General features: G+C 69.7%; 20 protein-coding genes. 7 read left to right on the forward strand and 13 right to left on the reverse strand.

Annotated elements, in window-relative coordinates; genetic code table 11:
• Positions 1 to 144: 144 nt before the first annotated feature.
• The 5 genes from EDF23_RS03775 to EDF23_RS03795 form a co-directional block, all read right to left on the reverse strand.
• Positions 145 to 561, reverse strand: coding sequence for a cytochrome c oxidase subunit 4 (locus tag EDF23_RS03775; protein ID WP_111085768.1), 417 nt, complete (start codon positions 559 to 561; stop codon positions 145 to 147).
• 4 nt (positions 562 to 565) lie between these two features.
• A complete protein-coding gene (gene ctaD, locus EDF23_RS03780; RefSeq protein WP_173168381.1) occupies positions 566 to 2,302 on the reverse strand; it encodes a cytochrome c oxidase subunit I in 1,737 nt (578 codons plus the stop codon).
• Positions 2,303 to 2,313: 11 nt separating this feature from the next.
• On the reverse strand, positions 2,314 to 3,216 hold the full coding sequence (gene coxB, locus EDF23_RS03785; RefSeq protein WP_111085770.1) for a cytochrome c oxidase subunit II: 903 nt from the start codon (positions 3,214 to 3,216) through the stop codon (positions 2,314 to 2,316).
• 268 nt (positions 3,217 to 3,484) lie between these two features.
• Positions 3,485 to 3,856, reverse strand: a complete 372-nt coding sequence (locus tag EDF23_RS03790; protein WP_111085771.1) for an iron-sulfur cluster assembly accessory protein — start codon at positions 3,854 to 3,856, stop codon at positions 3,485 to 3,487.
• A 58-nt stretch (positions 3,857 to 3,914) separates the two neighbouring features.
• Positions 3,915 to 5,342 (reverse strand): dipeptidase, encoded by a 1,428-nt coding sequence (locus EDF23_RS03795; RefSeq protein ID WP_131920555.1) that lies wholly within the window; start codon positions 5,340 to 5,342, stop codon positions 3,915 to 3,917.
• Positions 5,343 to 5,395: 53 nt separating this feature from the next.
• On the opposite strand from EDF23_RS03795, the gene EDF23_RS03800 reads away from it, so the two are divergent.
• A complete protein-coding gene (locus tag EDF23_RS03800; protein WP_235035956.1) occupies positions 5,396 to 5,971 on the forward strand; it encodes a DUF3043 domain-containing protein in 576 nt (191 codons plus the stop codon).
• Positions 5,972 to 6,350: 379 nt separating this feature from the next.
• Here EDF23_RS03800 and EDF23_RS03805 read toward each other — a convergent pair whose 3' ends face one another.
• Genes EDF23_RS03805 through hisD form a run of 3 tightly spaced genes read right to left on the reverse strand, consistent with a single transcriptional unit; the run spans position 6,351 to position 9,266 of the window.
• Positions 6,351 to 7,427 (reverse strand): quinone-dependent dihydroorotate dehydrogenase, encoded by a 1,077-nt coding sequence (locus tag EDF23_RS03805; protein ID WP_131920557.1) that lies wholly within the window; start codon positions 7,425 to 7,427, stop codon positions 6,351 to 6,353.
• Positions 7,424 to 7,945 carry a transcriptional regulator NrdR gene (nrdR, locus tag EDF23_RS03810; RefSeq protein ID WP_131920559.1) on the reverse strand — a complete coding sequence of 174 codons (522 nt, stop codon included), beginning with the start codon at positions 7,943 to 7,945 and terminating at the stop codon, positions 7,424 to 7,426. Before nrdR ends, EDF23_RS03805 begins: the two co-directional genes overlap by 4 nt.
• A 13-nt stretch (positions 7,946 to 7,958) precedes the next feature.
• On the reverse strand, positions 7,959 to 9,266 hold the full coding sequence (hisD, locus tag EDF23_RS03815) for a histidinol dehydrogenase (RefSeq protein ID WP_131920561.1): 1,308 nt from the start codon (positions 9,264 to 9,266) through the stop codon (positions 7,959 to 7,961).
• A gap of 52 nt (positions 9,267 to 9,318) precedes the next feature.
• Here hisD and EDF23_RS03820 point away from each other — a divergent pair, with 52 nt between their 5' ends.
• From EDF23_RS03820 to EDF23_RS03835, 5 genes are all read left to right on the forward strand, one after another.
• Positions 9,319 to 10,695, forward strand: a complete 1,377-nt coding sequence (locus EDF23_RS03820; protein ID WP_131920563.1) for a hypothetical protein — start codon at positions 9,319 to 9,321, stop codon at positions 10,693 to 10,695.
• A complete protein-coding gene (locus EDF23_RS03825) occupies positions 10,692 to 12,143 on the forward strand; it encodes a glycosyltransferase family 2 protein (RefSeq protein WP_131920565.1) in 1,452 nt (483 codons plus the stop codon). The genes EDF23_RS03820 and EDF23_RS03825 overlap by 4 nt, the downstream gene beginning before the upstream one ends.
• Positions 12,143 to 14,791 carry a glycosyltransferase family 2 protein gene (locus EDF23_RS03830; RefSeq protein ID WP_165900990.1) on the forward strand — a complete coding sequence of 883 codons (2,649 nt, stop codon included), beginning with the start codon at positions 12,143 to 12,145 and terminating at the stop codon, positions 14,789 to 14,791. Before EDF23_RS03825 ends, EDF23_RS03830 begins: the two co-directional genes overlap by 1 nt.
• A gap of 101 nt (positions 14,792 to 14,892) precedes the next feature.
• Positions 14,893 to 15,048 carry a hypothetical protein gene (locus tag EDF23_RS19105; RefSeq protein ID WP_165900991.1) on the forward strand — a complete coding sequence of 52 codons (156 nt, stop codon included), beginning with the start codon at positions 14,893 to 14,895 and terminating at the stop codon, positions 15,046 to 15,048.
• Between the two features lie 41 nt (positions 15,049 to 15,089).
• Positions 15,090 to 16,142 carry a glycosyltransferase gene (locus EDF23_RS03835; RefSeq protein ID WP_131920569.1) on the forward strand — a complete coding sequence of 351 codons (1,053 nt, stop codon included), beginning with the start codon at positions 15,090 to 15,092 and terminating at the stop codon, positions 16,140 to 16,142.
• A gap of 51 nt (positions 16,143 to 16,193) precedes the next feature.
• Here the strand turns inward: EDF23_RS03835 and EDF23_RS03840 are convergent, their stop codons facing one another.
• Genes EDF23_RS03840 through EDF23_RS03855 form a run of 4 tightly spaced genes read right to left on the reverse strand, consistent with a single transcriptional unit; the run spans position 16,194 to position 21,789 of the window.
• Positions 16,194 to 17,186, reverse strand: a complete 993-nt coding sequence (locus EDF23_RS03840; RefSeq protein ID WP_131920571.1) for an acyltransferase — start codon at positions 17,184 to 17,186, stop codon at positions 16,194 to 16,196.
• Positions 17,187 to 17,228: 42 nt separating this feature from the next.
• Positions 17,229 to 17,906 carry an SGNH/GDSL hydrolase family protein gene (locus tag EDF23_RS03845; protein WP_165900992.1) on the reverse strand — a complete coding sequence of 226 codons (678 nt, stop codon included), beginning with the start codon at positions 17,904 to 17,906 and terminating at the stop codon, positions 17,229 to 17,231.
• A gap of 55 nt (positions 17,907 to 17,961) precedes the next feature.
• A complete protein-coding gene (locus EDF23_RS03850) occupies positions 17,962 to 20,049 on the reverse strand; it encodes an acyltransferase family protein (RefSeq protein WP_131920575.1) in 2,088 nt (695 codons plus the stop codon).
• A 24-nt stretch (positions 20,050 to 20,073) separates the two neighbouring features.
• On the reverse strand, positions 20,074 to 21,789 hold the full coding sequence (locus EDF23_RS03855) for a glycosyltransferase family 2 protein (RefSeq protein ID WP_131920577.1): 1,716 nt from the start codon (positions 21,787 to 21,789) through the stop codon (positions 20,074 to 20,076).
• A gap of 97 nt (positions 21,790 to 21,886) precedes the next feature.
• Between EDF23_RS03855 and EDF23_RS03860 the strand changes: the two genes are divergently transcribed.
• Positions 21,887 to 23,491 (forward strand): hypothetical protein, encoded by a 1,605-nt coding sequence (locus EDF23_RS03860; protein WP_131920579.1) that lies wholly within the window; start codon positions 21,887 to 21,889, stop codon positions 23,489 to 23,491.
• 6 nt (positions 23,492 to 23,497) lie between these two features.
• Here the strand turns inward: EDF23_RS03860 and EDF23_RS03865 are convergent, their stop codons facing one another.
• The gene (locus EDF23_RS03865) at positions 23,498 to 26,209 is read right to left on the reverse strand and encodes a CDP-glycerol glycerophosphotransferase family protein (RefSeq protein ID WP_131920581.1); all 2,712 of its coding nucleotides are present in this window, start codon (positions 26,207 to 26,209) and stop codon (positions 23,498 to 23,500) included.
• Between the last annotated feature and the right edge of the window lie 120 nt (positions 26,210 to 26,329).

Here is a 26,329-nt window from a genome sequence, read left to right on the forward strand (position 1 = left end):
TGGGGCGCTGTGGTGTGCAGCGCCGAGTCGTGCGCTGCGTCGGCAGCGCAGGGTCGTGTGCTGTGGTCGTGCAGCGCCTGGACGCACTTCGGGCGGCACCGGATGTGGTGCCGCCCGAAGTGTCAGGTGCGTTGCAGCGTCAGGTCAGTGCCCGAAGTTGCCGCGGTAGTACTCGTAGACCCAGCCGACCAGGGTGACCGCCACCAGGGCGAGTCCGATCGGGACGATCCACAGGCCGGCTGCGACACCGAGGAAGCAGACTGCGACCGCTGCGGCCAGCAGGATGGGCCACCACGACCACGGGCTGAAGTGCCCGAGCTCGGCGTCGCCGTCCTCGATGTTGGCGTCGGGGCGGTCCTCGGGCAGCACGCCGCCCTGGGACGCCATGACCTTGCCGAGGTAGAAGGCGATGAACGCGGACATGATGCCGGTCAGGCCGATCGCCACGGTGCCGACCCACTCCGGGTGGCCGTAGTAGAGCAGCGCCCAGATCGTGTACGCGGCGTCCGCGAGGATGAAGAACCCGAAGAGGATCCAGAACAGGTTGGTGTTCGCGCGCATCGGCTTACTTCACCTCGCCCTTCGCGGCGTCGTAGGTCGGGGCATCCGGGGCGTCCTTCGCGGGGCCGACACCGATCGGCACACCTGCCTCGGGGTGGTTCAGGTCGAAGGCCGGGGACTCGGAACGGATCCGCGGGATCGACGTGAAGTTGTGGCGGGGCGGCGGGCAGCTGGTGGCCCACTCGAGCGAGCGGCCGTAGCCCCACGGGTCGTTCACGGCGACCTTCGGTGCGTTCCGGGCCGTCACGTAGACGTTGAAGATGAACGGCAGGAACGAGATCGCGAGGATCATCGAGCCGATCGTCGACAGCTGGTTCATCCAGGTGAAGCCGTCGTTCGGCAGGTAGGTCGCGTAACGACGCGGCATGCCGATGACGCCCAGCCAGTGCTGGATGAGGAACGTGGTGTGGAACCCGATGAACAGGAGCCAGAAGTGGATCTTGCCGAGACGCTCGTTGAGCATCTTGCCCGTCCACTTCGGCCACCAGAAGTAGAAGCCGGAGAACATCGCGAAGACGACGGTGCCGAAGACGACGTAGTGGAAGTGCGCCACGACGAAGTACGAGTCGGACACGTGGAAGTCGAGCGGCGGCGACGCCAGGATCACACCGGTGAGGCCACCGAACGTGAACGTGATGAGGAAGCCGACGGCCCACAGCAGCGGGGTCTCGAACGTCACCGAGCCGCGCCACATGGTGCCGACCCAGTTGAAGATCTTCACGCCGGTCGGGACCGCGATGAGCATCGTCATGAGCGAGAACCAGGGCAGCAGCACGCCACCGGTCACGTACATGTGGTGCGCCCAGACCGTGACCGACAGGGCCGCGATCGCGATGGTCGCGTAGACGAGGGTCTTGTACCCGAAGATCGGTTTGCGGCTGAAGACCGGGAAGACCTCGGACACGATGCCGAAGAACGGCAGCGCGATGATGTACACCTCGGGGTGCCCGAAGAACCAGAACAGGTGCTGCCAGAGCAGCGCACCGCCGTTGGCCGGGTTGAAGATCTGGGCGTCGAACACCCGGTCGAGCCCGAGGCCGAACAGCGCGGTGGCGAGCACCGGGAAGGCCATCAGGACGAGCAGCGCCGTCACGAGGGTGTTCCACGTGAAGATCGACATGCGGAACATCGTCAGACCCGGGGCACGCATCGTGATGATGGTGGTGATGAAGTTCACCGCGCCGAGGATCGTCGAGAAGCCGGTCATGCCGAGTCCGAAGACCCAGAGTGTGCCGCCGAGCCCTGGTGTGAACGTCGTGTCACTCAGTGGCGCGTAGGCGAACCAGCCGAACGAGGCCGCACCCTGCGGGGTGAGGAAGCCGCCGACCGCGATGAGCGAGCCGAACAGGTAGAGCCAGAACGCGAAGCCGTTGAGTCGCGGGAAGGCGACGTCGGGAGCACCGATCTGGAGCGGCATGATCGCGTTCGCGAAGCCCGAGAAGAGCGGCGTCGCGAACATCAGCAGCATGATCGTGCCGTGCATCGTGAAGAGCTGGTTGTACTGCTCCTTCGTCGCGACCACGTGCAGGCCGGGCTCGAACAGCTGGGCACGGATGACCAGGGCCATCACACCCGCGAGCAGGAAGAAGACGAAGGACGCGATCAGGTACATGTACCCGATGGTCTTGTGGTCGGTGGAGGTGATCCACCGGACGATGATGTTGCCCTTCCGGCCCACCTTCGACGCCTGGAAGTCCGGCGAAGCAGTCTGGGTCGGTTGGCCGACGAAAGACGTTGTCATCTGACGAGCCCCTACTTGTTCTCGCTGGACGCCTCGACCGGCGCCTTGTTGTTCGGTTCGTTCGTGTTGGTGTTGTACTCGTCGCCGAGGAGCCCGACCTTGCCCTGGTCCTTCAGGGTGTCGAGGTAGTCCTGGTACTGCGCCGGCGTGACGACCTTCACCTGGAAGAGCATCAGCGAGTGGTACTCACCGCAGAGCTCCGCGCACTTGCCCTGGTACGTCCCGAGCTTCTCCGGGATGAAGTACTCCCAGTTGGTCTTGCCCGGGAGCATGTCCTTCTTGTACAGGAAGTCGATGATCCAGAAGGAGTGGTCGACGTCGCGCGAGGAGAGCTCGATCGCGACCTTCTTGCCCTGCGGCAGGTAGAGGGTCGGCAGCTGCGACTCGTCGATGGCGCCCTTGGCGTTCTCTTCTTCCTGGGCCTGGATGCCCTGGTAGTAGACGCTGTCCTCGGGGTTGTCCTTGTTGATGTAGTTGAAGTCCCACGCCCAGCGCTTGCCGTACACGTGCACAGTGGCGTCGGGGTCGTCGAACGGCTTCTCGATCGCGGCCTGGTCCTTCGCGGTGAAGGCGAAGAAGCCCAGCACCAGGATGAGCGGCACGATCGTGTAGAAGATCTCGAGCGGCATGTTGTAGCGCATCTGCACGGGCAGGCCGGTCTGGCCCTTCCGGCGGCGGTACACGATGGCGGCCCAGATGATCAGGCCCCAGACGATGAGACCGACGGCGAGGAGCACCACCCAGCTGGTGGTCCACAGGCCGACGATGCGGCTCGTGTGGTTGGTGACGTCCTTCGTCTCCTCCGTGCCGGGGAGCCATCCGTTCATCTGCTGCTGCGTGCAGCCAGCCAGTGCGATGACCAGACCGACGGCCACCGGGACGGCCGCCCAACGTATACGGCGATTCGAACGCACTGTTACCTCTCGCAAAAGACGTGAGCCCGGAGCCGAACCCGCCGAGCCGCACGAAGGCGACACTTGGCTGGCTCCCAGCTTGATTGGAACACTCCTAGCTTACTCGCAGCTCGGTACCGCTCGCGCACACCCGACACGCTCATCGCCGCGATCCGCACTCCTGACCGGCCGTTTTCCCCGGTCACACTGCGACCGCACCCCGCGACGAACGCGAGCGGGGAGCGACCGTGTCGGTCGCTCCCCGCTCGCGTGTCGGATCGGCTGGTGATCAGTGGAAGCTGTCACCGCACGCGCAGCTGCCCTGCGCGTTCGGGTTGTCGATCGTGAAGCCCTGCTTCTGGATGGTGTCCTCGAAGTCGATCGTCGCGCCGTCGAGGTACGGGACGCTCATCTTGTCGACGACGACCTCGACCCCGTCGAACTCGGCGGTGACGTCACCGTCGAGCAGGCGCTCGTCGAAGTACAGCTGGTAGATCAGACCCGAGCAGCCCCCGGGCTGGACGGCGAGGCGCAGGCGCAGGTCGTCGCGGCCCTCCTGCTCGAGGAGACTCGCCACCTTGCCGGCCGCGGCGTCGCTCAGGAGGACGCCGTGCGAGGCCGCCTCGGTCACCGGTGCGTCGGTGGTGATGGTGTCGCTCATCGCGCGTCTCCCTCCGGGCGGTGCGGTTCACCGCGCCTGGCGTCGATTGTAAGCACCGTCAGCTGCGCGTCGCGAGCCTGGCGAGCAGGATCGCCTCGGACGCGATGGCCCGGTGCAGGACGCCGAGGTGCTGCGACTCGTTCGGGCTGTGGGCGCGGGTGTCCGGGTCCTCCACCCCGGTGACCAGGATCTGGGCCTCCGGGAACTCCGCGGCGAGGTCCGAGACGAACGGGATCGAGCCGCCGATGCCCTGTTCGACCGCCTCGGCACCCCAGCCCTCGCGCATGGCCGTGCGGGCCTCCTGGACGGCCCAGCCGGCCGTGTCGACGAGGAAGCCGTCGCCGCTGTCCGGCTCGGAGATCTCCATGCGGGCACCGAAGGGCACGTGTGCCCGAAGATGCCGCTCGACGGCCGCGTACGCCTCCGTGGCGGGCTGGCCGGGCGCGACCCGCACCGACACGCGGGCGGAGACGGTCGGCAGCAGCGTGTTGGAGGCGTTCGCGACGCTCGGCACGTCCATGCCGGTCACGGTGATCGACGGCTGGAACCACATGCGCGACAGGACCTCGCCGGTGCCGATCGGTCGGACGCCCTCGACCAGGGCCGCGTCCACGGCGAGCTCGTCGTCGGTCCGTGCCGGGACGTCGGCTTCGTACGAGGTGAGCCCGTCGACGGCGACCGAACCGGCGTCGTCGTGCAGCGACGCGAGCAGCTTGACCATCGGGATCATGGCGTCCGGCGCCGCTCCCCCGAACATCCCACTGTGGCTGGCGTGTTCGAGGGTCGTCAGGGTGAGCTTGAAGGTGACGTTGCCGCGGAGCGAGACCGTGATCGACGGCACGTCCACCGACCAGTTGTCACTGTCGGCGACCACGATGACGTCGGCTGCCAGGCGCTCCTTCTGGTCGGCGAGGAAGGTGCGGAAGGACCGGGAGCCGAACTCCTCCTCGCCCTCGACGAACAGGACGACACCGAGGTCGAGGTCGTCGCCGAACTGCGCGTGGATCGCTCGGAGTGACGCGATGTGGGTCATCACACCGGCCTTGTCGTCCGAGGCGCCACGACCGTACAGCCGGTCACCGCGGAGGGTCGGCTCGAACGGCGGCGTCTCCCACAGGGCGTCGTCGCCCTGCGGCTGCACGTCGTGGTGGGCGTAGAGCATGACGGTCGGCTTGCCGTTCCGGGCCGGGCGGACGGCGAGCACGGCGGGCTGACCGAGCTCGAGCGGCTCGTCGTCGCTGATGGCCGAACGGATGATCTCCACCTGGTCCTCGGCGAAGACACCGGTGCTCAGCGCCAGGTCCGCCACGGCACGCGCGCTCGCGAGCACGTGCGACTCGTCGAACGCCGACCACGACACCGACGGGATCCGCACCAGCGCGGACAGATCGGCGATCGTCGTGGGCAGCGCACCCTGCACCTGTTCGCGCAGGGCGTCGAGGAGAGCGGGGTCGGTCGCGGAGCTGGGCTGTGCGGTGTCGGTCATGCCCGGTAATCTAGAGGACGATCCCGCACGCACAACGCCGTTAGGAACGCACCGTGGCGAAGGCAGCCCCCAAGACCAACACGACCGTGAACCCCACCGAGGAAGAACTCCTCGAGCAGGGCAAGGGCCGCCCGACGCCGTCCCGCCGTGAGCGCGAGGCAGCGAACCGCCGCCCCCTCGTCGGCAACACGCCGGTCGACAAGAAGGCCGCCCGCGCGCGTCTCAACTCCGACCGCGAGCGTGCCCGCGTCGGCATGGCCAACGGCGAGGAGCGCTACCTGCCGGCGAAGGACCGCGGTGAGCAGCGTCGCTTCGTCCGCAACTGGATCGACGCGCGCTGGAACGTCGGCGAGATCATGATGCCGGTGCTCGTGCTGTTCCTGATCGTCGGGTTCGCCGCCTCGCAGACCGCGATCGCCTCGTACTCGCTCCTGCTCGTGTGGGCGTTCGTGGCCCTGTTCGTGATCGACTGCGTGGTCCTCTGGCTGTCGATGCGTCGCAAGCTCACCACCAAGTTCGGCGAGATGCAGCGCGGCACGTTCCTCTACATCCTGACGCGGGCGTGGCAGCTGCGGTTCCTGCGCCTGCCGAAGCCCCAGGTCAAGCGCGGGCAGTACCCCGCCCTCTGACCCCAGGGTCGCTGTCCGAAGCGCCGTCCGGCCTCGCCGGGCGGCGCTTCGTCGTCTGGCGTACGAGCGGCGGTCGCCGAGGTTCCACGACTCGCCGCGTGCGCGTCGCCGAGGTTCCACAGACGGCCCGCCCGCGCGCCGAGGTTCCGAAATCTCGGACACTCAGCGGCCGCGTCCGGGCGTGGCCACGCACCGGCGGACGGGAGGCCCGTGGCGGGACCGCACCGGGCCTCCCGTCCCAGGGGTGGTCGGCGAGGTTCCACGACTCGCCGCGTGCGCGTCGCCGAGGTTCCACAGACGGCCGCCGATGGCCGCGAGATGCCGAGATTTCGGAACCTGGAGGGCGCCGGGCGGGACGCGCGCCCGCCCGCCCCCGCGCTCAGCGCGCGGCGCGGCGCAGCCGCTTGCGACGCAAGCGGTTGATGCGCGTGGCCCAGCTCGGCCCCTCGTAGAGGAACGCCGTGTAACCCTGCACCAGGGTGGCCCCGGCGTCGATGCGGTCCTGCACGTCCTGCTCGGTCGTCACCCCGCCGACGGCGATGACGCAGAACTCGGCGGGCACCGCGGCACGGACCCGACGCAGCACCTCGAGCGAACGCGCGGCGACAGGAGCACCGGAGAGTCCCCCGGCACCCATCGCCTCGACGGCGGCCGGGTCCGCGGTGAGCCCCTCACGGGAGATCGTCGTGTTGTTGGCGATGATGCCCGACAGCCCGAGCGACACCGCGAGGCCGGCGATGGCGTCGACCTGCTCGTCGGTCAGGTCCGGCGCGATCTTCACCAGCACGGGCGTGTCTCCGGCGGCGTCGCGGACGGCGGACAGCAGCGGTCGGAGCTGGTCGAGTTCCTGCAGGCCGCGCAGTCCGGGCGTGTTCGGGGAGCTGACGTTGACCGCCAGGTAGTCGGCGAACGGCGCGAGGCGACGCGTCGACTCGAGGTAGTCGTCGATGGCGTCCTCGACCGCGACGACCCGGCTCTTGCCGATGTTCACGCCGATGACCGGGCGACCGGGATTGCGTCGGGCGCGCTCGAGCCGTCGGGCAGCAGCACCGGCGCCGTGGTTGTTGAAGCCCATCCGGTTGATGAGGGCGCGGTCCTCGACGAGGCGGAACAGGCGCGGACGCTCGTTGCCGGGCTGGGGCTTCGCCGTGATCGTGCCGACCTCGACGTGACCGAAGCCGAGCAGGCCGAGGCCGCCGATGCCGCGGGCGTCCTTGTCGAACCCGGCGGCGAGGCCGAAGCGCGACGGGAAGTGGATGCCCATCGTCGTGATGCCGTCGGCGGCTGCCGGGCGGGAGTACCGCTCGACCAGACCGCCCACGAACGGCACGTGCGGCAGCGCCTTGATGACGGCGAACGCCAGGTGGTGGGCCCGCTCGGGATCCATCTTGGCGAAGACCGACCGGAAGACGACGGCGTACCCGGAGCGGACCAGGCCTTCCGCGACCCCGCTCACGCGCCGGCACCGGCCGACGAACCGGCGGCACCCGCCGGCGAGCCTGCGGCACCCGACGACGCGCCCGCAGCGTGGTGGTCACGGCGGAGCTGGCCGATGGCGTCCTCGAAGTCCTCGAGCGAGTCAAAGGCCTGGTAGACGCTGGCGAACCGCAGGTACGCGACCTCGTCGAGCTCACGGAGCGGCGCCAGGATCGCGAGCCCGATGTCGTTGGCGTCGATCTGGCTCGAGCCGGACGACCGGACGGTCTCCTCGACGCGCTGCGCGAGCACGGCCAGGTCGCCGTCGGTGACCGGGCGCCCCTGGCAGGCCTTGCGCACGCCGGAGACGATCTTGTCGCGGCTGAACGGTTCGGTGACGCCGTTGCGCTTGACGACGTTGAGCGACGCGGTCTCGGTGGTCGAGAAGCGTCGTCCGCAGTTCGGGCACTGTCGACGGCGGCGGATGGAGGTTCCGTCGTCGCTCGTCCGTGAGTCGACGACGCGGGAGTCCGGGTGGCGGCAGAAAGGGCAGAACATGTCGTTGCCCAGGCTATCGGTTCGTGCGCTCCGTCACGGCGGCGCCGTGCGCGGGGAGCTGCTCCTCGGTCGACAGCGCGACGATGTGGGCGGCGACCTCGTCGAGCGCCGACGCCGAGTACCGGATGACCTGCTGCGGACGCAGGAACGTCGACGCGGACAGCCCGGAACCGAAGCGCGCCTGGCCGCCGGTGGGCAGCACGTGGTTCGACCCGGCCAGGTAGTCCCCCAGGCTGACGGGCGTGCTCGGCCCGACGAACACCGCTCCGGCGGCGTCGATGTCGGCGAGCACCGCCTCGTCGTCGGCCGTCTGGATCTCGAGGTGCTCCGGCCCGTACGCGTTGCTCACGGTCGCGGCGTCGGCGAGCGAGTCCACCAGCACGATCGCGGACTGCGGTCCGTCCAGGGCGGTCTGGAGGCGCGCAGCCGTCCCGAGCACCGCCGTGCGTTCCGGGATGGCGGCTTCGACCGCATCGGCGAACGTCGCCGACGTCGTCACCAGCACACTGCCGGCCTGCTCGTCGTGCTCGGCCTGGCTGATGAGGTCGGCAGCGACGAACCCGGGGTCGGCGGTCTCGTCGGCGATCACGAGGATCTCGGTCGCACCGGCCTCGGCGTCGATGCCGACGACACCGCGCACCAGACGCTTCGCGGCGGCGACGTAGTTGTTGCCCGGACCGGTGACCAGGTCGACGGGCTCGAGGTCGATCGCGGGGACGCCGTACGCCAGCGCGCCGATCGCCCCGGCGCCGCCCATCGCGAAGACCTCGTCGATGCCGAGCAGTCCGGCCGCGGCCAGGATCGTCGGGTGGACCGCACCGCCGTGGTCGCGCTGCGGCGGGGACACGAGTGCGATCGACCGGACCCCGGCGACCTGCGCGGGCACGACGTTCATGACGACGCTCGACGGGTAGACGGCCTTGCCACCGGGCACGTAGAGGCCGACGCGGCGCATCGGCTGCCAGCGCTGGTGCACCTCGGCGCCGTCGGCGAGCGTGGTGACGGAGCCGGCCGGCACCTGTGCGGCGCTGGCGGCTCGGACGCGGCGGATGGCTTCGTCGAGCGCTTCCCGCAGTTCGGGGGTCAGCCCGGCGACGGCTGCCGCGATCTCGGCGACCGGCACCCGGACGTTCGCCGGGGCGCCGCCGTCGAAGCGTTCGGCCTGGTCGTGCAGTGCGTCCGCTCCGCGGTGTCGGACGTCCTCGACCAGCTCGCGGGCGGCGTCGACCGCGTGCGAGACGTCGCCCACGGCGCGCGGCATGAGTCGGAGGAGTTCGGCACGGGCGGGCAGGCCGCCACGGAGGTCGATTCGCTGCATCATCAGGGGACAAGCCTACCGAGGTGCTCCCCCACGCCCAGTAACGTGAGGGTCGATGAACTTCGAGAAGGCACGGCGCCTCGTCAGCGACCTCGTCCGGGTGAACGAGCGGTACGCGCGGGACGGCCACTACCGCAACGACGTCCGCGAACGGCTCGGGCGCACGGTGTCCCGCGTGGACGTCGGCGTGGCCCGGCGCGAGCGTGACCGCGCACCACTGGCTGCCCGACCGTTCGAGGGGCTGGTCGAGACGAGCCTCGCCCTGGCGGGCATCCGGACGGTCGACCGGGAGCCCGAGGTGGTGCTCGTCGTCGACGAGCTCCGCGAGGGCGCGGCGTTCGCCGGGGTGCAGACGGCGCTGGCCGTCGCGATCGCGCTCGGTGCACGCCTGGGCCGGTCGGTCCGGGTCGTCATGGTCCGCTGGACCACGCCCGGCAACAGTGCGGCCGCGGCCGCGGCGCTCGTGGCGGACCGGTTCCCGGAGTCGCGGGTCGACGGCCGCCCGGGGGTCCGCGTGGTCCGACGCGAGGACGTCCTGGACACCGAGTTCGGCCGCGACGACGTCTGGATCGCCACGCACTGGAAGACCGCGCACCCGATCGACGTCGCCGTGACCGCCGGGGTCGTCCCGCGCGACCGGGTGGTGTACCTGGTGCAGGACTACGAGCCCGGCTTCAGCCCGTGGTCGACCGAGTACGCCGTCGCCGCCTCGACCTACCGTGCCGGCTTCCGGGTGCTCGTCAACTCGGAGCCCCTGCGGAAGTACCTGGCCGACGTCGAGGACCTGGACGTGCCGGCGGAGCGGACCTTCGCACCGCACCTCGACGTGGAGCTGCTCGAACGCGTCGCCACGGCCCGACGGCACGAGGACGTCGTCCGGGTGCTGTTCTACGGCCGCCCGAGCAAGCACCGCAACCTGTTCCGGCTCGGTGTCGCCGCCCTGCGCGTCGCGGTGCAGGAGCTCGCGGCCGACGGGATCCGGGTGGAGTTCCACTCGGCCGGCGAGCAGCACGGCGACGTCGAGCTCGACAGCGGCAGGGGCGACGTCAAGCTCGTGAGCCACGGCACGATGCCCTGGGACGACTACTTCCGCTTCATCGCCTCGACCAACGTCGTGCTCTCGCTGCAGCACAGTCCGCACCCGAGCCACCCGCCGTTCGACGGTGCGATCTCCGGCGCTCGCGTGGTCACGAACGAGTTCCGCGGCACTCGTGCGCACCTGCACCCCAACCTGGCGGCCGTGCCCGCCGACGCCCGGTCGCTCGGCCTGGCCGTCGCCGACGCCGTCCGCCGTGCCGCGGCCGAGGGCCCCACCGGCTTCGCCCCGCTCGCCGAGCACGCGCTCGGCGGTCCGCTCGACGCGGCCGTCGACGCACTCGCCACCGCCATCGAGCACGACGAGCAGCACGACCACGAGGAGCCCGCCCGATGACCCGCACCACCCTCGTCGTCGTCCCCGTCTACGGGGACCTCGAGTCCCTGCTGCGCTGCGTGGACGGGCTCGTCGAGCACCTCGACACGTCCGCGCACCGGGTGCTGCTCGTCAACGACTGCGGCCCCGACGCCGACGCGATCGAACGCGCCCTGCTCGAGCGGATCGACGGCCGACCGGGGTTCCGGTACGAGCGCAACGACCGCAACCTCGGGTTCGTGGGCACCTGCAACCGCGCCGTCCTCGAACTCGACCGCGGCACCGACGACGCCGGCGAGGCCGTCCTGCTGCTCAACAGCGACGCCGTGCCCACCGCGGGGTTCCTGGACGCCATGCTCGACGTGCTCGACGAGGACCGCACCGGCGTCGTCACGGCACGGAGCGACAACGCCACGATCGCGAGCATCCCGTACCGCCTGACCAACCGGGGTGCCGCACGCACCGAGGAGCGCACGCGGGCCGTCTGGGGCGCGGTCGCCCCGCTGCTGCCGGTCTCGCAGGTCCTGCCCGTCGCGATGGGCTTCTGCTTCCTCACCCGCCGCGAGCTGATCACCGAGCACGGGTTGTTCGACGACGCCTTCGCCCCCGGGTACGGCGAGGAGAACGACTACTGCCTGCGCCTCGCCGAGCACAGCTGGACGTCGCGGATCGCCAACCGCGCGCTGGTGCTGCACGCCGGTGGCAAGAGCTTCTCGGGCAACCGCAACGCCCTCCGCGCTGCGCACCAGCGCGAACTCGAGCGCCGGTACCCGTTCCTGCCGGACGCCGTCGCCGCCTACCAGCGGCACGGCTCGACGGCGACGGAGCGCTTCGCCGACGCCCTGGTCCCCGCGGGTCCCCCGCCCCGCCTCGCCGTCGACCTGCGGCACGTCGAGGACGCCGGTGGTCTGGTCCGCGAGATCGACGCGGCCTTCGCGGACGGCTTCGACCTGGAGGCCCGGCTCGCCCCGGGCACGTCGGCCCCCGTGGGGTGGACGGTCACCTCCGACGCCCCGAACCCGGACGACCTCGTCACCGTCACGGTCCTCGTGGACCCCACACCCGCCGAGGTCGTCGCCGCCAACCGACGGTCGCTCGAGCTCGTGGTCGTGCGGTCCGCGCCGACCGCCCTGCCGTGGTCGTCCCCGGCGCACCGAGCCGGAGCCGACCAGGTCGCCGTGCTGCTGGACCCGCACGCCGTCGCCACGACCCGCGGCGGACTCGTCGCGGCGCGCGAGCAGCTCGACCGTCGCCTGACCGCGCCGCTCGCGTCGCGCTCCGAGGCCCTCGAGGGCCGATGGGCAGCGCTCCTCCCCCTCGACCTCACCGCCGCCGAGGTCGCGGCGGGGAACGCCTCCGACGAGGTCACCCGGCTCCGCCGCGAGCTCGACGACCTGCGCGCGAGCCGCTCGTTCCGCACCGGCCAGGCGATCGCCAAGGTCGCCGCACGGCTGCCGGGTCGCCGCTGATGGCCGAGGCGAAGGGCCTCGGCCGCGTCGCGCGACGCCTGGCGCGCCCGTTCCGTGGCCCCGAGAAGCCGTTGACCGTCACGGACCGGCTCGACCGCTGGGCCCGGCGGATCGCCGAGTTCGGTGTGCTCGACCGCGCGTACTTCGAGGCCCAGACCGGACGGACGTTCGACAGCGACGCCGACGCCATCGCGTTCTACGTGCACAACGACGGGCAGCGAGGACTCTCGCTGCACCCGCTCATCGAGCACGAGTGGATGCGCGAGCACCAGCCCGTCCCGGCGATGTCCTGGTACGACGCCCTGCACCAGGAGGGCCCGGAGCTCTTCCAGACCGGACCCCTCTTCGACGCTGGCGTGTACGCCGCCTCGGTGCCGGAAGCCGACCGCCCGGCGTCCACGCTCGATGCGCTCCGCGACTTCCTGCGGGACGCGACCGACGCGACCACGCTCCCCGTGCCTCCCGGCCGCCGTGGCCACGCACCGACCTGGGGCGCCGCACGCGACGCAGCCGTCTCCGCTGCTCGCGCCTTCGCCGACGCGCAGCACCGGACCCGGCGCCGCTACCGGGCCACGTGGGACGGGCCCGACGTCGCCGAGGCGCTCGGCCGGTACCCGCGCGGTGTCGCGCGACGCGACGCGGAGCAACCGCTCGTGTCGATCGTGATGCCCGTGTACCGACGCGCCGACGTGGTCGGTGCGGCGATCGCCTCGGTGCGCGCGCAGCGGCACGCGAACTGGGAGCTCCTCGTCGTCGACGACGGATCCGGTGACGAGACCGCCGAGGTCGTGCGTCGGATCGCCGCCGACGAACCGCGCGTCCGCCTGGTCGAGCGGGAGAACGGCGGGGCGGGAGCCGCGCGCAACACCGGACTCGCGGCGGTGCGCGGCGACTTCGTCGCGTTCCTCGATGCCGACAACACCTGGCGACCCGAGCACCTGTCCGCCGCACTCGCCGGGCTGCTCGAGACGGACGGCCCCGGCGTGCACACCGGCGTGCGGATGATCGGCGCGAACAACGCCGACGACTCCACCGCGCCCGCCGAGACGTACCGCGGCGAGGACGGCACGCTCGACGACCTGCTCGCCGGCAACTTCATCGACCTGAACGCGCTCGTCGTCCGTCGTGACGTCGCCGCTGCCGTCGGGCCGTTCGACGAGACCCTGCGCCGCTGGATCGACTGGGAGTGGCTGCTGCGCATCGGGAAGCGCTCCGGCGTGCCCGCGTACGTGCCCGTGATCGGTGTCGACTACGACAACGTCCGCGACCCGCGGCGGGTCTCCTCCGCACAGCCCGCTTCGTGGCAGGAGGTCGCGCTCGCCCGCCACCGCATCGACTGGGACGCCCTGGCCGAGGCCGCGCCGGTGCGCGACGCCGGACTCGTCTCGGTCGTCGTGCCGGTGTTCCGCGACTGGACGATGACCCGGCGTGCCGTGGACGCCGTGCTGCACGCCGCCGACCACGAGGGCGACCGGGTCGAGGTGGTCCTGGTCGACAACGGCTCACCGCGCTCGGTCTCGGCCGTGCTCGGCGCCTGGTTCGGCGACGAGCCGCGGGTCCTGCTGCAGCGCGAGGACCGCAACCGGAACTTCGGGCTGGGCAGCGACCTCGGCCTGGCCCGGTCCTCTGGCGGCACCGTCGTCATGCTCAACAACGACACCGAGGTCACGACCGGGTGGCTGCGGCCGCTGGTCTCCGCGCTGGACGACCCGTCCGTGCTCGGCGCGCAACCGCTGCTCGTGTACCCGGACGGGGTCGTGCAGGCAGCGGGCACGGTGTTCGGCGGGGACAAGGTGCTGCCCTGGCACTTCCTGGGCGACCACCCGCGGCACGATGCTTCGCGGGCGTTGGCAGGTGCCGGGACCGCACGGCTGGGTGCTGCCGGTGGTCGCCGCTTCTCGGCGATCACTGCTGCTGCCGCTGCGTTCCGGGCCGTCGACCTGATCCGCTGGCACGGGTTCGACCCGGTGTTCGCGAACGGGCTCGAGGACGTCGACCTGTGCCTGCGGGCCCTCGATGCGTCGCCGGACGGCTCGGCGTTCGCCGTCGTGCCGTCGTCGGTCGTCGTGCACCACGAGAGCCGCACCCCCGGTCGCGACGACGCCCGGGTCGACAACCGGCGGGTGTTCGACGAGCGCTGGCGTGGGCGGTACCCGGCGGCGGACGCCGGAGGACACTACGAGGCGGCCGGGCTGCGGTGGCTCGGTGTCGAGCCGGGGCTGCCGAAGGGGCACGCCGTGATGGTGCGGTCGTCGCAGCCGATCGTCGTCCGGGACTTCGCCGGGGCCGCTGGTGCTGCTGGTCCTGCCGGCGCTGCCGGCGGTCCCGGTGCTGCCGGTCTTCGGGTCGCGGTGAAGCACGACGGGAGTCGGGTGGCAGACGTCACCGCGCTGGTGACCTCGCTCGAGGCGGTCGGTCACGCCGTGCAGATCGACCTGCCGACGTCCTGGTACCGGGGGTCGAGCGGACTCGACGACGTCACGGTGCTGGTCAGCGGCGGCGCGGGATCGGACGTCTCGTCGTTCGTGCCGCAGCCGGGCGCGCGGAACGTCGTGTGGCTCGCGGCGGGGCAGGTCGTGGCGGACGGGGACTTCGCCGAGGTGGTGCCGGCCGGTGCCGGTGCCGATCAGGTCATCCGGACGCTCTGACCCGAGGCTTCGTCGCGTCCCAGGCGGATTCTTCGGGGTCGTTCACCCGCTTCCGAGGCGATCGCTCCCCGTTGTTCACCTTCGGCGCGCAGCATGGTCCCATGTCGCTCATCTCAGACGTCGTGCGGTCGACCTTCACGACCAAGTGCTCGGTGTGCGGCGCAGTCATCCTGAAGCGCGATGCGCTCGACCACGAGGGCCAGGCGTTCTGCTCGGTCCTGCACGAGGCCGAGTACATCGTCGCCACGCTCGACTGACGCCACCCCGCTCTCCGGCCGAGTCCCCGTAGGATCGGTCGGTGCCCGATCGCCTCCTCGCGGTGTTCCCTGCCTACCGCGACAACCCGTACCTCAACCTCATGCTGCTGGCCCCGCGGGCACGCGGCTGGAACGTCCTCGAAAGCCTGCGTCTGGAGCAGCTCGAGCAGCACCTCGGTCGGTTCGGCACTGGCGACGTCTTCCACATGCACTGGACGTCCCCGATCGTGCAGCGACACGACGACGATCTCGACGAAGCGCAGGCGCGGCTCGATCGTTTCCGCACCGCCGTCGACGCGGCACGCACGCGCGGAGCACGTCTCGTCTGGACCATCCACAACGTCCTCCCTCACGACGCACGGCACCTCGAGCTCGAACTCGAACTGAACCGCTACCTGGCCGGCGCCGCAGACGTCGTGCACGTGATGAACAGGGACACGCCCACGGCCGTGTCCTCGTACTACGAGCTCGACCCGGCAAAGGTCGTGCACCTCCCGCACCCGAGCTACCAGGGCGTGTACCCGGACTCGGTGTCGCGCGAGGAAGCGCGTGCCTCGCTCGGACTCACGGACCGCGACCACGCCGTCCTCGCCTTCGGCCAGATGCGCCCGTACAAGGGCATCGACGTCCTGGTCGAGGCCGTGCGTCGGACGGAGCCGTCCGAGCGCCCCGTCCTCCTGCTGGCCGGCCGGACCACGTCCGACGACCTCGAGGAGATCGACCGCTCGCTCGGCGACGACGTGCGTGCAGTGCGCGAGCACGACCAGGTCGAGGACATCGACGTCCAGCGGTGGTTCCGAGCGGCAGACACTGCGGTGTTCCCCTACCGGCGGGTGCTCAACTCGGGCGTCCTGCACCTCGCCGCGTCATTCGGCGTGCCGTCGGTCCTGCCGGACGAGCCGCACCTGCGTGCCGAGTTCGGCGACGAGGGGTGGATCAGGTGGTTCGACGCCGGCGATGCCGTGGAGTCCTTGCGTGTGGTGCTGGCGGGGCCTGCTGCGGGTGCTGCCGTGGCCGCGGAGTTCAGCCGTCGGCTGGCGCCGTTCGCATCGTCGCGGCGGTACGCGGAGTTGCTCGACGCCGTTCGGGGGTAGCGGAGCGGCCACTCATCGGGCCCAGGTGTCGACTGCCCCAGGGCCGTCGGCTCAGAACAGGAAGCGCTTCGCCGGGGTCGCCCGCAGGACGAGCGCGACGAGGAGCGGCACGAAGTACGCGATGAGGAACGTCCACTTCGACGACGGCAGGCCGAGACGCTCCGTGATCGCCAGTGACAGCGTGTGCGTCAGGATCATCGGGATCGCGCAGGCGGCGACGGCGAAGACCACGGTGCGGCCCCAGCGCGGGATCCAGCGTTCCGTCCCCTCAGCGACCAGGAGCATGCCGCACGAGATCGCCGCCGCCATCAGCACGCTGAGCACCGGCGTCCCGAGGTTCCCGCCCTTCACGTTGAGCGTGTCGAGGGCTCCCGACCAGCCGAGCCACCACGACGGCACGAGCAGGACCAGCCCTGTGACGACGGGGCGGTCGATCGTGGCGCGGAAGCGACGGAGGAGCATCCCGACGAGCATGAACGCGAGAGCGGGCATCGCCATGCCCGCCGACTCGGGGATGTGCGAGATGGGGAACCGGTCCCCGATGCACCAGGCGATGCCGACACCAGCGACGAACCAGGGCAGGACCGGGTGGACGCGTTCGAGCCACCGCATCAGCACTGCGGCGACGAAGAGGCAGGTGACGAACCAGAACGCCGAGTACGGCCGCGAGATCCAGTCACCGCCGAGGGGCAGCAGGGTGAGCGTCTTCGTGTCCAGCGACTCGCCCAACGCAGCGCGGAAGCCGAACCAGATCAGGGTGACCAGGACGAGCCAGCTGAGGTACGGGACCAAGAGGGTGCGCGCACGCCTCCCGAGTTCGTCGGAGGCTGAACGACCAGGCTTCCAGAGGTACCCGGTCAGGACGAAGAAGACCGGGACGTGCCACGTGTAGAGACCCGCCTGGGCGAAGTGCCGCTGGTCCCAGGTGTGCCCGGCGACGATCGCGACGACGCCCACCACCCGGATGAGGTCGACCGCGACCGAACGGTCTGATCGGCTCCGGCGCGTCGCGAGGTGTTCCGGGACGGCCGGCGTCGAGAGCATGCTTCATCGTACCGACCGACAGAGGACGGGCCGGCCGCAGCGTCAGCGGCGATCGTCCTGTGCGGCGGACGTCCCCACGGCGAGGATGATGCTCCGGAACGCCTCGCCGAGCTGTCGGTACTCGGCGGGGCCCGCCGGATGTGTGCCGTCGGTGCTCACTCCGGCCGCCCACGAGGACCCGGACCGGGCGAAGGTCCACGGATCCGCCCACGTCCACCCCTCGTCGGCGACGAACTGCTGCAGCGCCGTCCGGTAGGTGGCCGCTGCTCCCGGCCGCCACCGGTACGGCGGCAGGTCCGCCACGATGACCCTGCGGGCGCCGACCGTCTCGACGATCCGCTCGTACGCCGAGCGCTCCTCGTCGAGCGACTTCCCGAGGCGGACGGCGTTCGTGCCCGCCAGGATCACCAGCACGTCGACGTCGCCGAGCGGTCTGACGGCTGCCGCCATGGCGTCCGGGGTCGCGCCGGCCCGTGCCCATCCACCGGCGTACTCGATGCCGTCGCCCTGTGCGTACGTCATCCAGCTCTCGTCGTCCAGGCCGTTCCCGAGGAAACCCGATCGTCCCGCGCTCAGGGAGTCCCCGACCACGGCAACACGCAGATCGTGCTCGGGCGCGACCTCGGCTGCTCGGAGGGCGTTCGGCTCGACGGTCACCACGGGGACCGCGACGGCGACTGCCAGCGCAACGGCAGCCACCAGGTACCGAGAGCGACGCACGAACGACATTATCCCGCACCAGGAGTCTGCCACGGCCCGTGCGGGTACCCCCAGATCAGCCGACGACGCTGAGTGGCTGGGTGCGGTCCAGAGCGGTCGCGAGCCACGGACCGAGCGAAGCGCTGTAGGTGTTGGAGAGGTGGGACCCGTCGAAGTAGACGGAGACGCCACCGATCGCCGAGTAACAGCGACCGTCGTGACAGAACTGCGACTCGACCGGTACCCAACGCACGACGTCCCCGTAGCCTTCGTCCACGAGCAGGCGCTGCGGCAGCGAGGTCGACGGCGGCAGAGCGTGTGCGACGTCGTTCGTGCACGACCGACCCGAGGCGAGGCACGACGGGCCGATCACCTTGTCCTCGAGGGTCTGTCCGGTGAGCGGCACGTGCTGCAGCATCGTCACCGGCAGCCCAGCATCCCGAACGCCGTCGATGAGCTCGGAGTAGCCGTCCGCTTGGGCCGAGTCCGTCCCCACGAAACGGTAGTTCGCCCAGAGGTCAGCGAGCACGACGCGATCGGCACGTGGGACCAGGGTCTTCATCACCCAGTCGTTCCGCGCCGCGCACCACCCGCGTTGATCGGCCGGGATCACGTCCCCGTAGGTCGTGCCGGTCGGGGCTTCCATGCTCGACGGGCACCGGTTCCGCGCCGCGACGATCACCTTCACGTGGTCGAGTTTCCCCGCGATGTCGAAGGCACTCGACCAGGCGCCAGCGTGCGAGTCTCCCCAGAGCAAGAGGGTCTCGGATGCGTCGGGGTCACCGTAGGTGCAGTACTTCTCGGTGTTCTCCGTGACGTCGTCGATGCAGTCGTCCTTCCAGACGAGCGGCTTGTCCGACAGTGGCGCTGGAACGTCGGCCACGTCGATGTCGCCCCACGGGTCAGCGCACGACCGGTCGCCGATCGCACCTGCGCCGAGGCACGTCTGCCCTCCGGTGACCTGCGCGAGGAGTCGGTCGTCCGCAGCGTCCATCTGGGCGTTCGCCACCCCCACCGTGCCGAAGCACCCGGCGACCAACACGAGGAGGGTCGCACCGCCGGCCACGAAGCTGCGTCGACGTCGCTTCGTGAGGACCGCACTCCGACGGACCGGGTTCTCGACGTACCGGTGGGAAGCCCACGCCAGGGCGACCGTGGCGCACAGGATGGCGAGCTTCAACCGCAGGCCGAGGTCCACGCCGAGCCACTGCGGAACGAGGATGATGAGGGGCCAGTGCCAGAGGTACGCGGAGTACGAGACGTCGCCGAGCCAGCGCACCGGTCCGAACGAAGCGAGGAACCCGAACGACCACGGTTCCGCTGCGGGTGCGCGTCCGGCGATCACGACCGCAGCGCCGACCGTCGGCAGCACCGCAGCGATGCCGGGGAACGGCGTGGCCTCGGAGTAGAGCAGTGCGGCGGCCGCGATGGCGGCCAGCCCCACCCACGGCGCCCAGAGCCGTGTGCGCGGGCCGGGCAGGGGCACGAACGCGACGAGCGCCCCGACCGCGAACTGCCAGGCCCGAGCGGTGGTGTCGAAGAACGCCGCATCCGGGTTGGTCGCGGTGTGCAGGAGCCCCCAGCAGAAGCTCACGATGCCGACCGCGCCGATCACGACGACGATCCAGGTTGCACGACGACGTGCGAGGAGGGCGATCGCGGCCAGCAGGACGAGCGGCCAGACGATGTAGAACTGCTCCTCGACCGAGAGCGACCAGAAGTGCTGCACCGCGGAGGGGACGGCATCGGCGTCGAGGTAGCTGACCGACTGGGCGGCGAGGAACCAGTTCTCGGAGAACAACGACGCGGCGAGCACGTTCGAGCCCGTCGCCGACCAGGTCGATGCCGGCAGCAGGAGCACCGTGAACACCAGGACCGCGACCAGCACGACGACTGCGGCGGGCGCCAGCCGTCGGATCCGGCGTGCGTAGAACCCGATGAGCATCGGGACCGGCCGTTCGCGCTCGGCAGCCTTCAGGATGTGACCGGTGATCAGGAAGCCGGAGATGACGAAGAAGACGTCGACGCCCACGTACCCGCCGGTGATCCGGTTCGGCCAGAGGTGGTACAGGATCACCAGGGCGATGGCGACCGCTCGGATCCCCTGGATGTCGGCTCGGAATCCTCGCTGGGGCCCATCGGACCCGTCCTTCGCACGACGCACCCGGCGATGCTACCGGAGCGGCGCTCAGGTCCGTGAACGGCGCAGTCGCTCCGCGGCCGACCGGACCCGGCTGAGCACCGATCGGGGCGCCCGGTGCTCGACCAGGAAACGCCAGCCGTCGCGCCGATTGCTCAGTGGTTGCAGCACGTGGCGCGCGTCGAGCGGAGGCAACGGCATCCGCGCGGTCACGACCGGGACTTCGACGTCGATGGTGGACAGCCGGAACCCGGCGGTGACCGTCCAACGCCCCGCTGCGTCGGGACCCCCGTCGGCGGGGATCCGCCCCAGCCATCGGGGACCTGCCCCATCGAGGTCGACCGTGCGGACCTGATCGCCCGAACGCAGCACCAGCCGCATGGACGATGAGAGGGACGGTGACGGCGCCGGCCCCTCGACACGGAGCGCGTCGACGCTGGGCGTGACCTGGTCGACGACCACCGGAGCGTGGTGCCGCAACAGCGAGATGAGGCGGACAGCCTCGGGATCAGCAGACAGCACAGCTCGACGGGTCGCCCCGAGGAGTTCGGATCCGCCGGGGCCCGTCGGAGCGCGCCGGACGACACGCTCCGCAGCGGCAACGAGCGGTGCGAGGCCCGGGGCATCGATCCGGTCCGCCGCGTGCAGCAGGGCGGTCAGGAGACCGTCATCGACCAGCGCCGGCCGGTCGAGGCCAGCGGGTGCCACGGAGTCGAGCAGGACCGCAGTGGCCGACACCCATTCCCGGAGGAACCGTTCGGGCTCTGACTCCCGAGCACGCATCGCAGCGGCGAAGTCGGACGCGGCATCGGGCTGCCCGGCCCAGAGCAGGGCGAAGAAGCACCGGCGCTCGGCGGCGACGTCGTCGAGGACCGCTGCGTCCAACTCGTCGAGCAGGCGGTCGAGGGACTGCTCGACACCGCCCGGCATCGGCGAGCCGGACGGGACCGATGCGAAGTACCGATCGAGGTGCACCCAGCCGTCCGCGTCGAGGACCAGCAGTGACTGCTGTCGGACGACCGCCGGGGATGCCGCACGCACGAGTGTCGCGCACGCCGTCTCCTCACGCAGGTAGTCGAGCAGGGCGGCCTCATCCACCTGGTTCGACATCGATCCGCCAGCTCCCCCGGCGCGCTCGCGGTAGAGGTACACGCACGTCGTGATGACGTCGATCGCACGCGCCTCCACGACCGACCGTGTCATCGGCTCGATGTCATCGGCGTGGCCGACGTTCGGGAACCCCAGCGCAGCCCGCTCCCAGAACGACCGTCGGAAGAGCCGGTTCCAGCACGCTCTACCGGTCAGGAGCGCTGGGGTCTCGGCGAGGGTCGTCCCCTGCACCGCGTGGTCGAATGCGTGCCAGCGGGCGGTGGGACTCCAGGTGCGTGTCGGCGAGAACTTGAGGTGGTCGCCGATCACCAGATCTGACCCGGACGCCTCGAGCGACCCGACCATCGCTCGGTACGCGCCCGGCGGGACGAGGTCGTCCGCATCGGCGAACACGAGGTACTCCCCCCGGGCTGCTGCCGCTCCGGTGTTCCGCGCGGCCGCACCGCCGGGGGCGTCCGATCGGAGGCGCTGGACGCGCGCGTCACGAGCACGGAAGGTGTCGATGATCGCGGCCGACCCGTCGGACGAACGATCGTCCACGACCAGCACCTCCATCGCCTCGACGTCCTGGTCGAGCACGCTGTCGAGGAGTTCGCCGATCCACGGCGCCGCGTCGTGCACCGGGATGACGACCGAGAGGAGCGGACCTGGCACGTTTTCGACACTCCTCGTCTGCGGTCCCCCGTTCGGTGGATACCGCCCGGAGCCGAGACAGTCTACCGTCGAGCGGAGATCAGGTCAGGGGGTCGGGATGTCTTCTCGTTGGATCACTCGTTTCGCCGTCGTCGGCGCGATCGCGGTGTCGTCGGTGCTCGTGGTGGCACCGGCTCAGGCTGCGGCGAAGCCCGCGCAGGTCACCGGAGTGGCCAAGGCCACACAGGACTGGGCCGGTAAGAGCGTCAAGATGACCTGGAAAGCGGTCCCGAAGGCGACCGCCTACGTCCTCAAGTGGTCGACGCGGTCGGATCTCGGCAGCCCGGTCTACAAGGACTCGACCACCGTCGGAGCATGGATGACGAAGCTCCAGCCCGACAAGACGTACTACGTGACGGTCGCGGCGAAGACCGGCACGACGGCCGGCGCGTGGGCGAAGACAGTCACGACGAAGCTCCAACCGAACGCCGTGGCGAACTTCGGCACGATCACGGCGAAGCCCGCGACGAACGGCGTCACGGTGTCGATCCCCGAGGTCGCCAACGCGAGCGACTACCAAGTGCGATGGTCAGCGGGTCCCAACGAGAACCGGACCCCTGACCGGTGGACGCCCCACTTCACGCCGTGGTCGTCGGCGTTCGACCCTGCCACCCGCACGTGGACCCTGCCGGGATCCGACAGCGACCTGACCTCGGTCGCGTACGGGAACCCGATCTACGTCCGCGCGATGGCGCGCAACACCTACTTCAACTCGACCTTCGTCCGGAAGTCTGCGCAGGTGAGCGCCTGGCCCACGCCCACGAAGCCGAACGCTTCCGGCACGCCCGTGCACCTCGCCAGCTACAACGTCCTGTGCTCCGGCTGCGAGACGAGCGGCGCTCCCGGTTGGGCCAAGCGTGCGCCAGCGATCGCCAAGGTGATCAACGACAAGGCCCCCGACGTACTCACCGTCCTCGAGGCCAGTGGTCTCTCGAACGGTGCCGGATCCGAGCAGGCCTACCTGGATCTCGATCGACGCCTCCCGAACCTGCAGCTGGTCGACACCGCCCCGATGACCGTCAGCAAGTCCCACCAGGGCAACCGGATCTACTACGACCCGGCGAAGTACACGGTCCTCGACCACGGTGTCCTCGCCGGCATCAAGGACTACGAGGTCTCCCCTGCCTCGGCGGCGCCGGACACGAACACCCCCTGGGCGGAGTTGCAGGCCAAGGACGGCAGCGGGACCACCTTCTACGTCGTCGCCGCGCACTACGGCATCCCGTCGAGCGCGTACAGCACACCGCGGAAGACGCTCCTCGGTCAGAACTCGACGCAACTCCTGACGGCTTTCAACCGGGTCAACACCCCGAACGCCGCGGGCAAGCGGCTTCCCGTCCTGCTGGGCGGCGACCTCAACGACAGCCGGTACCCGGAGGACGCGATCGACGGCGCGCAGCCCACGTTGATCCGAGGGGGCTTCTACGACGCCTCGGCATCACAGCACCGCTACGGAACTGCCAAGACGACGTACAACAACTACCAGGCACCGTCGAAGCAAGCCGATGACCCGAACAAGGACGGTCAGCGGATCGACTACATCCTGACCCAGGGGCTGCAGGGCAGTGACGAGTTCGTCAACAACTGGAACCCCGGGACGTCGGTGATCCCCTCCGACCACAACATGATCGAGGCGAAGGTCCGCGTTCCAGTCGTGAGGTGACGGGAATCAGTTGCTGGCCACTCGTCCCACCTCTCGCTGCAGCTCAGTGATGCGCGGGGCGCCGTCGAGCGCGAGCATCGCTCCGAACACGCGCTCGCAGCTTCGCTCATCCCGCGTCACGAACGCTGCTTCGGTCCTCCCGAGGTAGACGGGGGAAGACCGCCATCCGCTCGCAGCGATCTCCGCGATGGCGTCTTCAACGCCTTCGACGTCGAAGGCGACCGGTCCGAATCCGTCGTGCTCGTAGTCGAAGTACCCCCGGCGTCCGACGTGGGTCCCATCGAAGAACGAAGCAGAATCGAACTGGAAGTACACCAGCGGCACATCGAGGAAAGCGGCTTCGAATCCCAAGGAGGAGTAGTCCGTGACGACGAGAGCCGCACGAGCCAACACGTCCTGCACGTTCTTGGAGTCGAAGTCCCACACCTCGACCCAATCGGGGATGTCGAAGTCCGACAGGTAGGGCTGCATGTTCGGGTGCGGCATGAACACCACCCGCTTCCCCGAACGACGCGCATCATCGCGGAGGCGTTCCGAACCGATGAGACCGTTGAAAGCGCGCGCGTACGTACTGTGCATGAAATCGGGGTTCTTGACGCGCTCGTTGCTCCCGGCGATCTGCCTGCCGGCGAGCTTCTTGCGCCACGTGGGCATGATCAACAGCAGGTCGCGGTCCGCGTCGGGGACCTCGCTGCGCTTCCTGATGAGTTCGTCATGCCTCGGGAAGCCCGTGAGGACCGCTTCCCGGTCGCTGAAGAAGTACGGACCGGTTCCAGCGATCGCGGCGGTTTCTTGAGGCGTCACCGTGACGAACAACTCGACGGGCTTGGGGTTGACCCATCGGGAGATGTCGTAGTTCGTCACACCGTGCTGGAGCCATGTGAAGCGGAAGGGCAGCTTCCCGTAGCGTCGCTTGTCGAGTGGGTCGACCACGTACTGGTCGATGTGCGAGGAGGCCAAGTGGATCGCGTGCAGCAAGAGCACCTTCCATCGCGAACTTCCGTAGGCCACGAGCCGGAAGCCCTCTCCTTCCAGCCTCCGCCAGTCTTGAGATTCCGGTCGCAGCACGAACCACGCATTGATCTCCGGGTGGTGATTCTTCACCCAGCGGTACAGGTGCTCTGCGTTGTCGTTCGCATTCGTGTCCCGGTCCATGAACACCCAAGCATCTCGGAACTCTGAGCCGAACCGCTTCGATCGCGCGCGGAGCCCGACGAACGCATCGGACGCCCGTCGACGTGCCGCACCCGATCGCACCTCGCGAAGCACGTTGCCGACGGCGCGGCGCACCTGCCGCGAGGCCGGCAGATCGAGGTCAGTCCAGCGGGGCTCGGACGCTTCGCGCTGCTTCATGATCAGCGGATGCAGCTGGTGACGCGTGAGGCTCAGTTCAAGTCCGAGGGACTCCTCGGTCGAGATCGGCATCTGCACGTCGTCCAGAGTGACCGTGGTGGTTCTTCCTCGCTCGAGCCACACATGGCGCTGCTTCATCACGGCACGGCCGTAGAACACGTACTCCTGCACCGTCTCGAAGACGGGCTGCACGGTCGCTCCGTCGACCCGAAACTCTTCGCTCGGACGAGTCCCGTTGAACCAGTAGCTCAGCTTGACCTGCTGCGGACCTTCGTCGACGCGGGCCAACCTCACGTAGTTCGGTCGATTGGAGGAGCTTCCGTACCCGTCGAGCAACGCCTTCCTGACTGCGAACTCGACTCCCATGATGTCGAACGCAATGATCGCGTCGGCAGTCAGGGACGAACGAACCTTCGCAACGAGAGCGTGGAACTCGTCGAACACGTCACTGGGCGCAAGAGCCGACGGGGAGTTGAGCGCACGCTCGTTCTTGAAGTACCAGAACAGGTCGTAGAGCACGGTGTTCTCGAGCCACCGCGGCACGACCCCCCGAGATCGCCGAGCTCGTTCGAGGAGGTCGAGCATCCCGAATTCCAGCACGCTCGTGTACTTGGTCGGCTTGTCGAAGTGCGACTCCATCAACGAAGTACCGTCGCCTCGCACTCGGTAGTGGTACTTCGCAGACGCGAGGACCCCAACTCGAGCGTCATCGAGGGACAGCAGGTACTGCCCGATGAAGTGCGCGTCCTCGAACACCGGGCGCACGCGGTCGTCGAACGCGATCTCCGCCGAGGTGATCTGGTCGACGCGGAAGAACGCGGAGTTCACCGCCAGCTGGATGATGGGATCCACTGCCAGATCGACGATGCGCGACCCCCGGGAGAACTTGACGCGCAGCGGATGGGTGTTCGCGAGCTCGAGACGTTCATTGAGACGCATCTGGTGCGTCACGAGCATCCCCACGGACTCGTCCCCGTGGAGGTCGATGAACTTCTCGACCTCGGCGAAGTAGTTGACGTCGAAGACGTCGTCAGGGTCGGCGAACGTCACCCACTGGGCTCGGAGGTGCCGGATCCCCGCGTTCCGGGCGGCCGCAACCCACTGGTTCTCCTGGTCGATGACGGTGACGTGCGAGGCGCGGCCGTGCGCCCACTCTTCAAGGACCCGCAGGCTCTCGTCAGTCGAACCGTCGTTGACCAGGATCACCTGAACCTGCTCGACCGGCATCGTCTGCGCCTCGAGCGACGCGAGGAACTCGGGCAGGTACCGTTCGACGTTGTAGACGGCGATCACAGCCGCCATCTTGAAGTCGTAGCGTCCCCCGTTGCCCGCAGTCGTCACGATGCTTTCGTCCTCTCGGGTCATCCGCACGCCGATCTTCGGCGTGAGCAGCTGTCAGTCGCTCGGGGAGCCTAGCGGACCGCAGTCTCGACCTAGACTCATGTGTTGGGGCACTCGCCGATCCGCGCGCGAACCCCGAGACCC

This window comes from Curtobacterium sp. PhB128, from assembly GCF_004340725.1.
Classification (GTDB): domain Bacteria; phylum Actinomycetota; class Actinomycetes; order Actinomycetales; family Microbacteriaceae; genus Curtobacterium.

What these genes read in the sequence shown, in the direction of transcription:
- EDF23_RS03775 (WP_111085768.1), bottom strand. Translation starts at nt 561, where the DNA reads ATGCGCGCGAACACCAACCTGTTCTGGATCCTCTTCGGGTTCTTCATC.
- ctaD (WP_173168381.1), bottom strand. Translation starts at nt 2,302, where the DNA reads ATGACAACGTCTTTCGTCGGCCAACCGACCCAGACTGCTTCGCCGGAC.
- EDF23_RS03790 (WP_111085771.1), bottom strand. Translation starts at nt 3,856, where the DNA reads ATGAGCGACACCATCACCACCGACGCACCGGTGACCGAGGCGGCCTCG.
- EDF23_RS03795 (WP_131920555.1), bottom strand. Translation starts at nt 5,342, where the DNA reads ATGACCGACACCGCACAGCCCAGCTCCGCGACCGACCCCGCTCTCCTC.
- nrdR (WP_131920559.1), bottom strand. Translation starts at nt 7,945, where the DNA reads ATGTTCTGCCCTTTCTGCCGCCACCCGGACTCCCGCGTCGTCGACTCA.
- hisD (WP_131920561.1), bottom strand. Translation starts at nt 9,266, where the DNA reads ATGATGCAGCGAATCGACCTCCGTGGCGGCCTGCCCGCCCGTGCCGAA.
- EDF23_RS03820 (WP_131920563.1), top strand. Translation starts at nt 9,319, where the DNA reads ATGAACTTCGAGAAGGCACGGCGCCTCGTCAGCGACCTCGTCCGGGTG.
- EDF23_RS03825 (WP_131920565.1), top strand. Translation starts at nt 10,692, where the DNA reads ATGACCCGCACCACCCTCGTCGTCGTCCCCGTCTACGGGGACCTCGAG.
- EDF23_RS03830 (WP_165900990.1), top strand. Translation starts at nt 12,143, where the DNA reads ATGGCCGAGGCGAAGGGCCTCGGCCGCGTCGCGCGACGCCTGGCGCGC.
- EDF23_RS19105 (WP_165900991.1), top strand. Translation starts at nt 14,893, where the DNA reads ATGTCGCTCATCTCAGACGTCGTGCGGTCGACCTTCACGACCAAGTGC.
- EDF23_RS03840 (WP_131920571.1), bottom strand. Translation starts at nt 17,186, where the DNA reads ATGCTCTCGACGCCGGCCGTCCCGGAACACCTCGCGACGCGCCGGAGC.
- EDF23_RS03860 (WP_131920579.1), top strand. Translation starts at nt 21,887, where the DNA reads ATGTCTTCTCGTTGGATCACTCGTTTCGCCGTCGTCGGCGCGATCGCG.
- EDF23_RS03865 (WP_131920581.1), bottom strand. Translation starts at nt 26,209, where the DNA reads ATGACCCGAGAGGACGAAAGCATCGTGACGACTGCGGGCAACGGGGGA.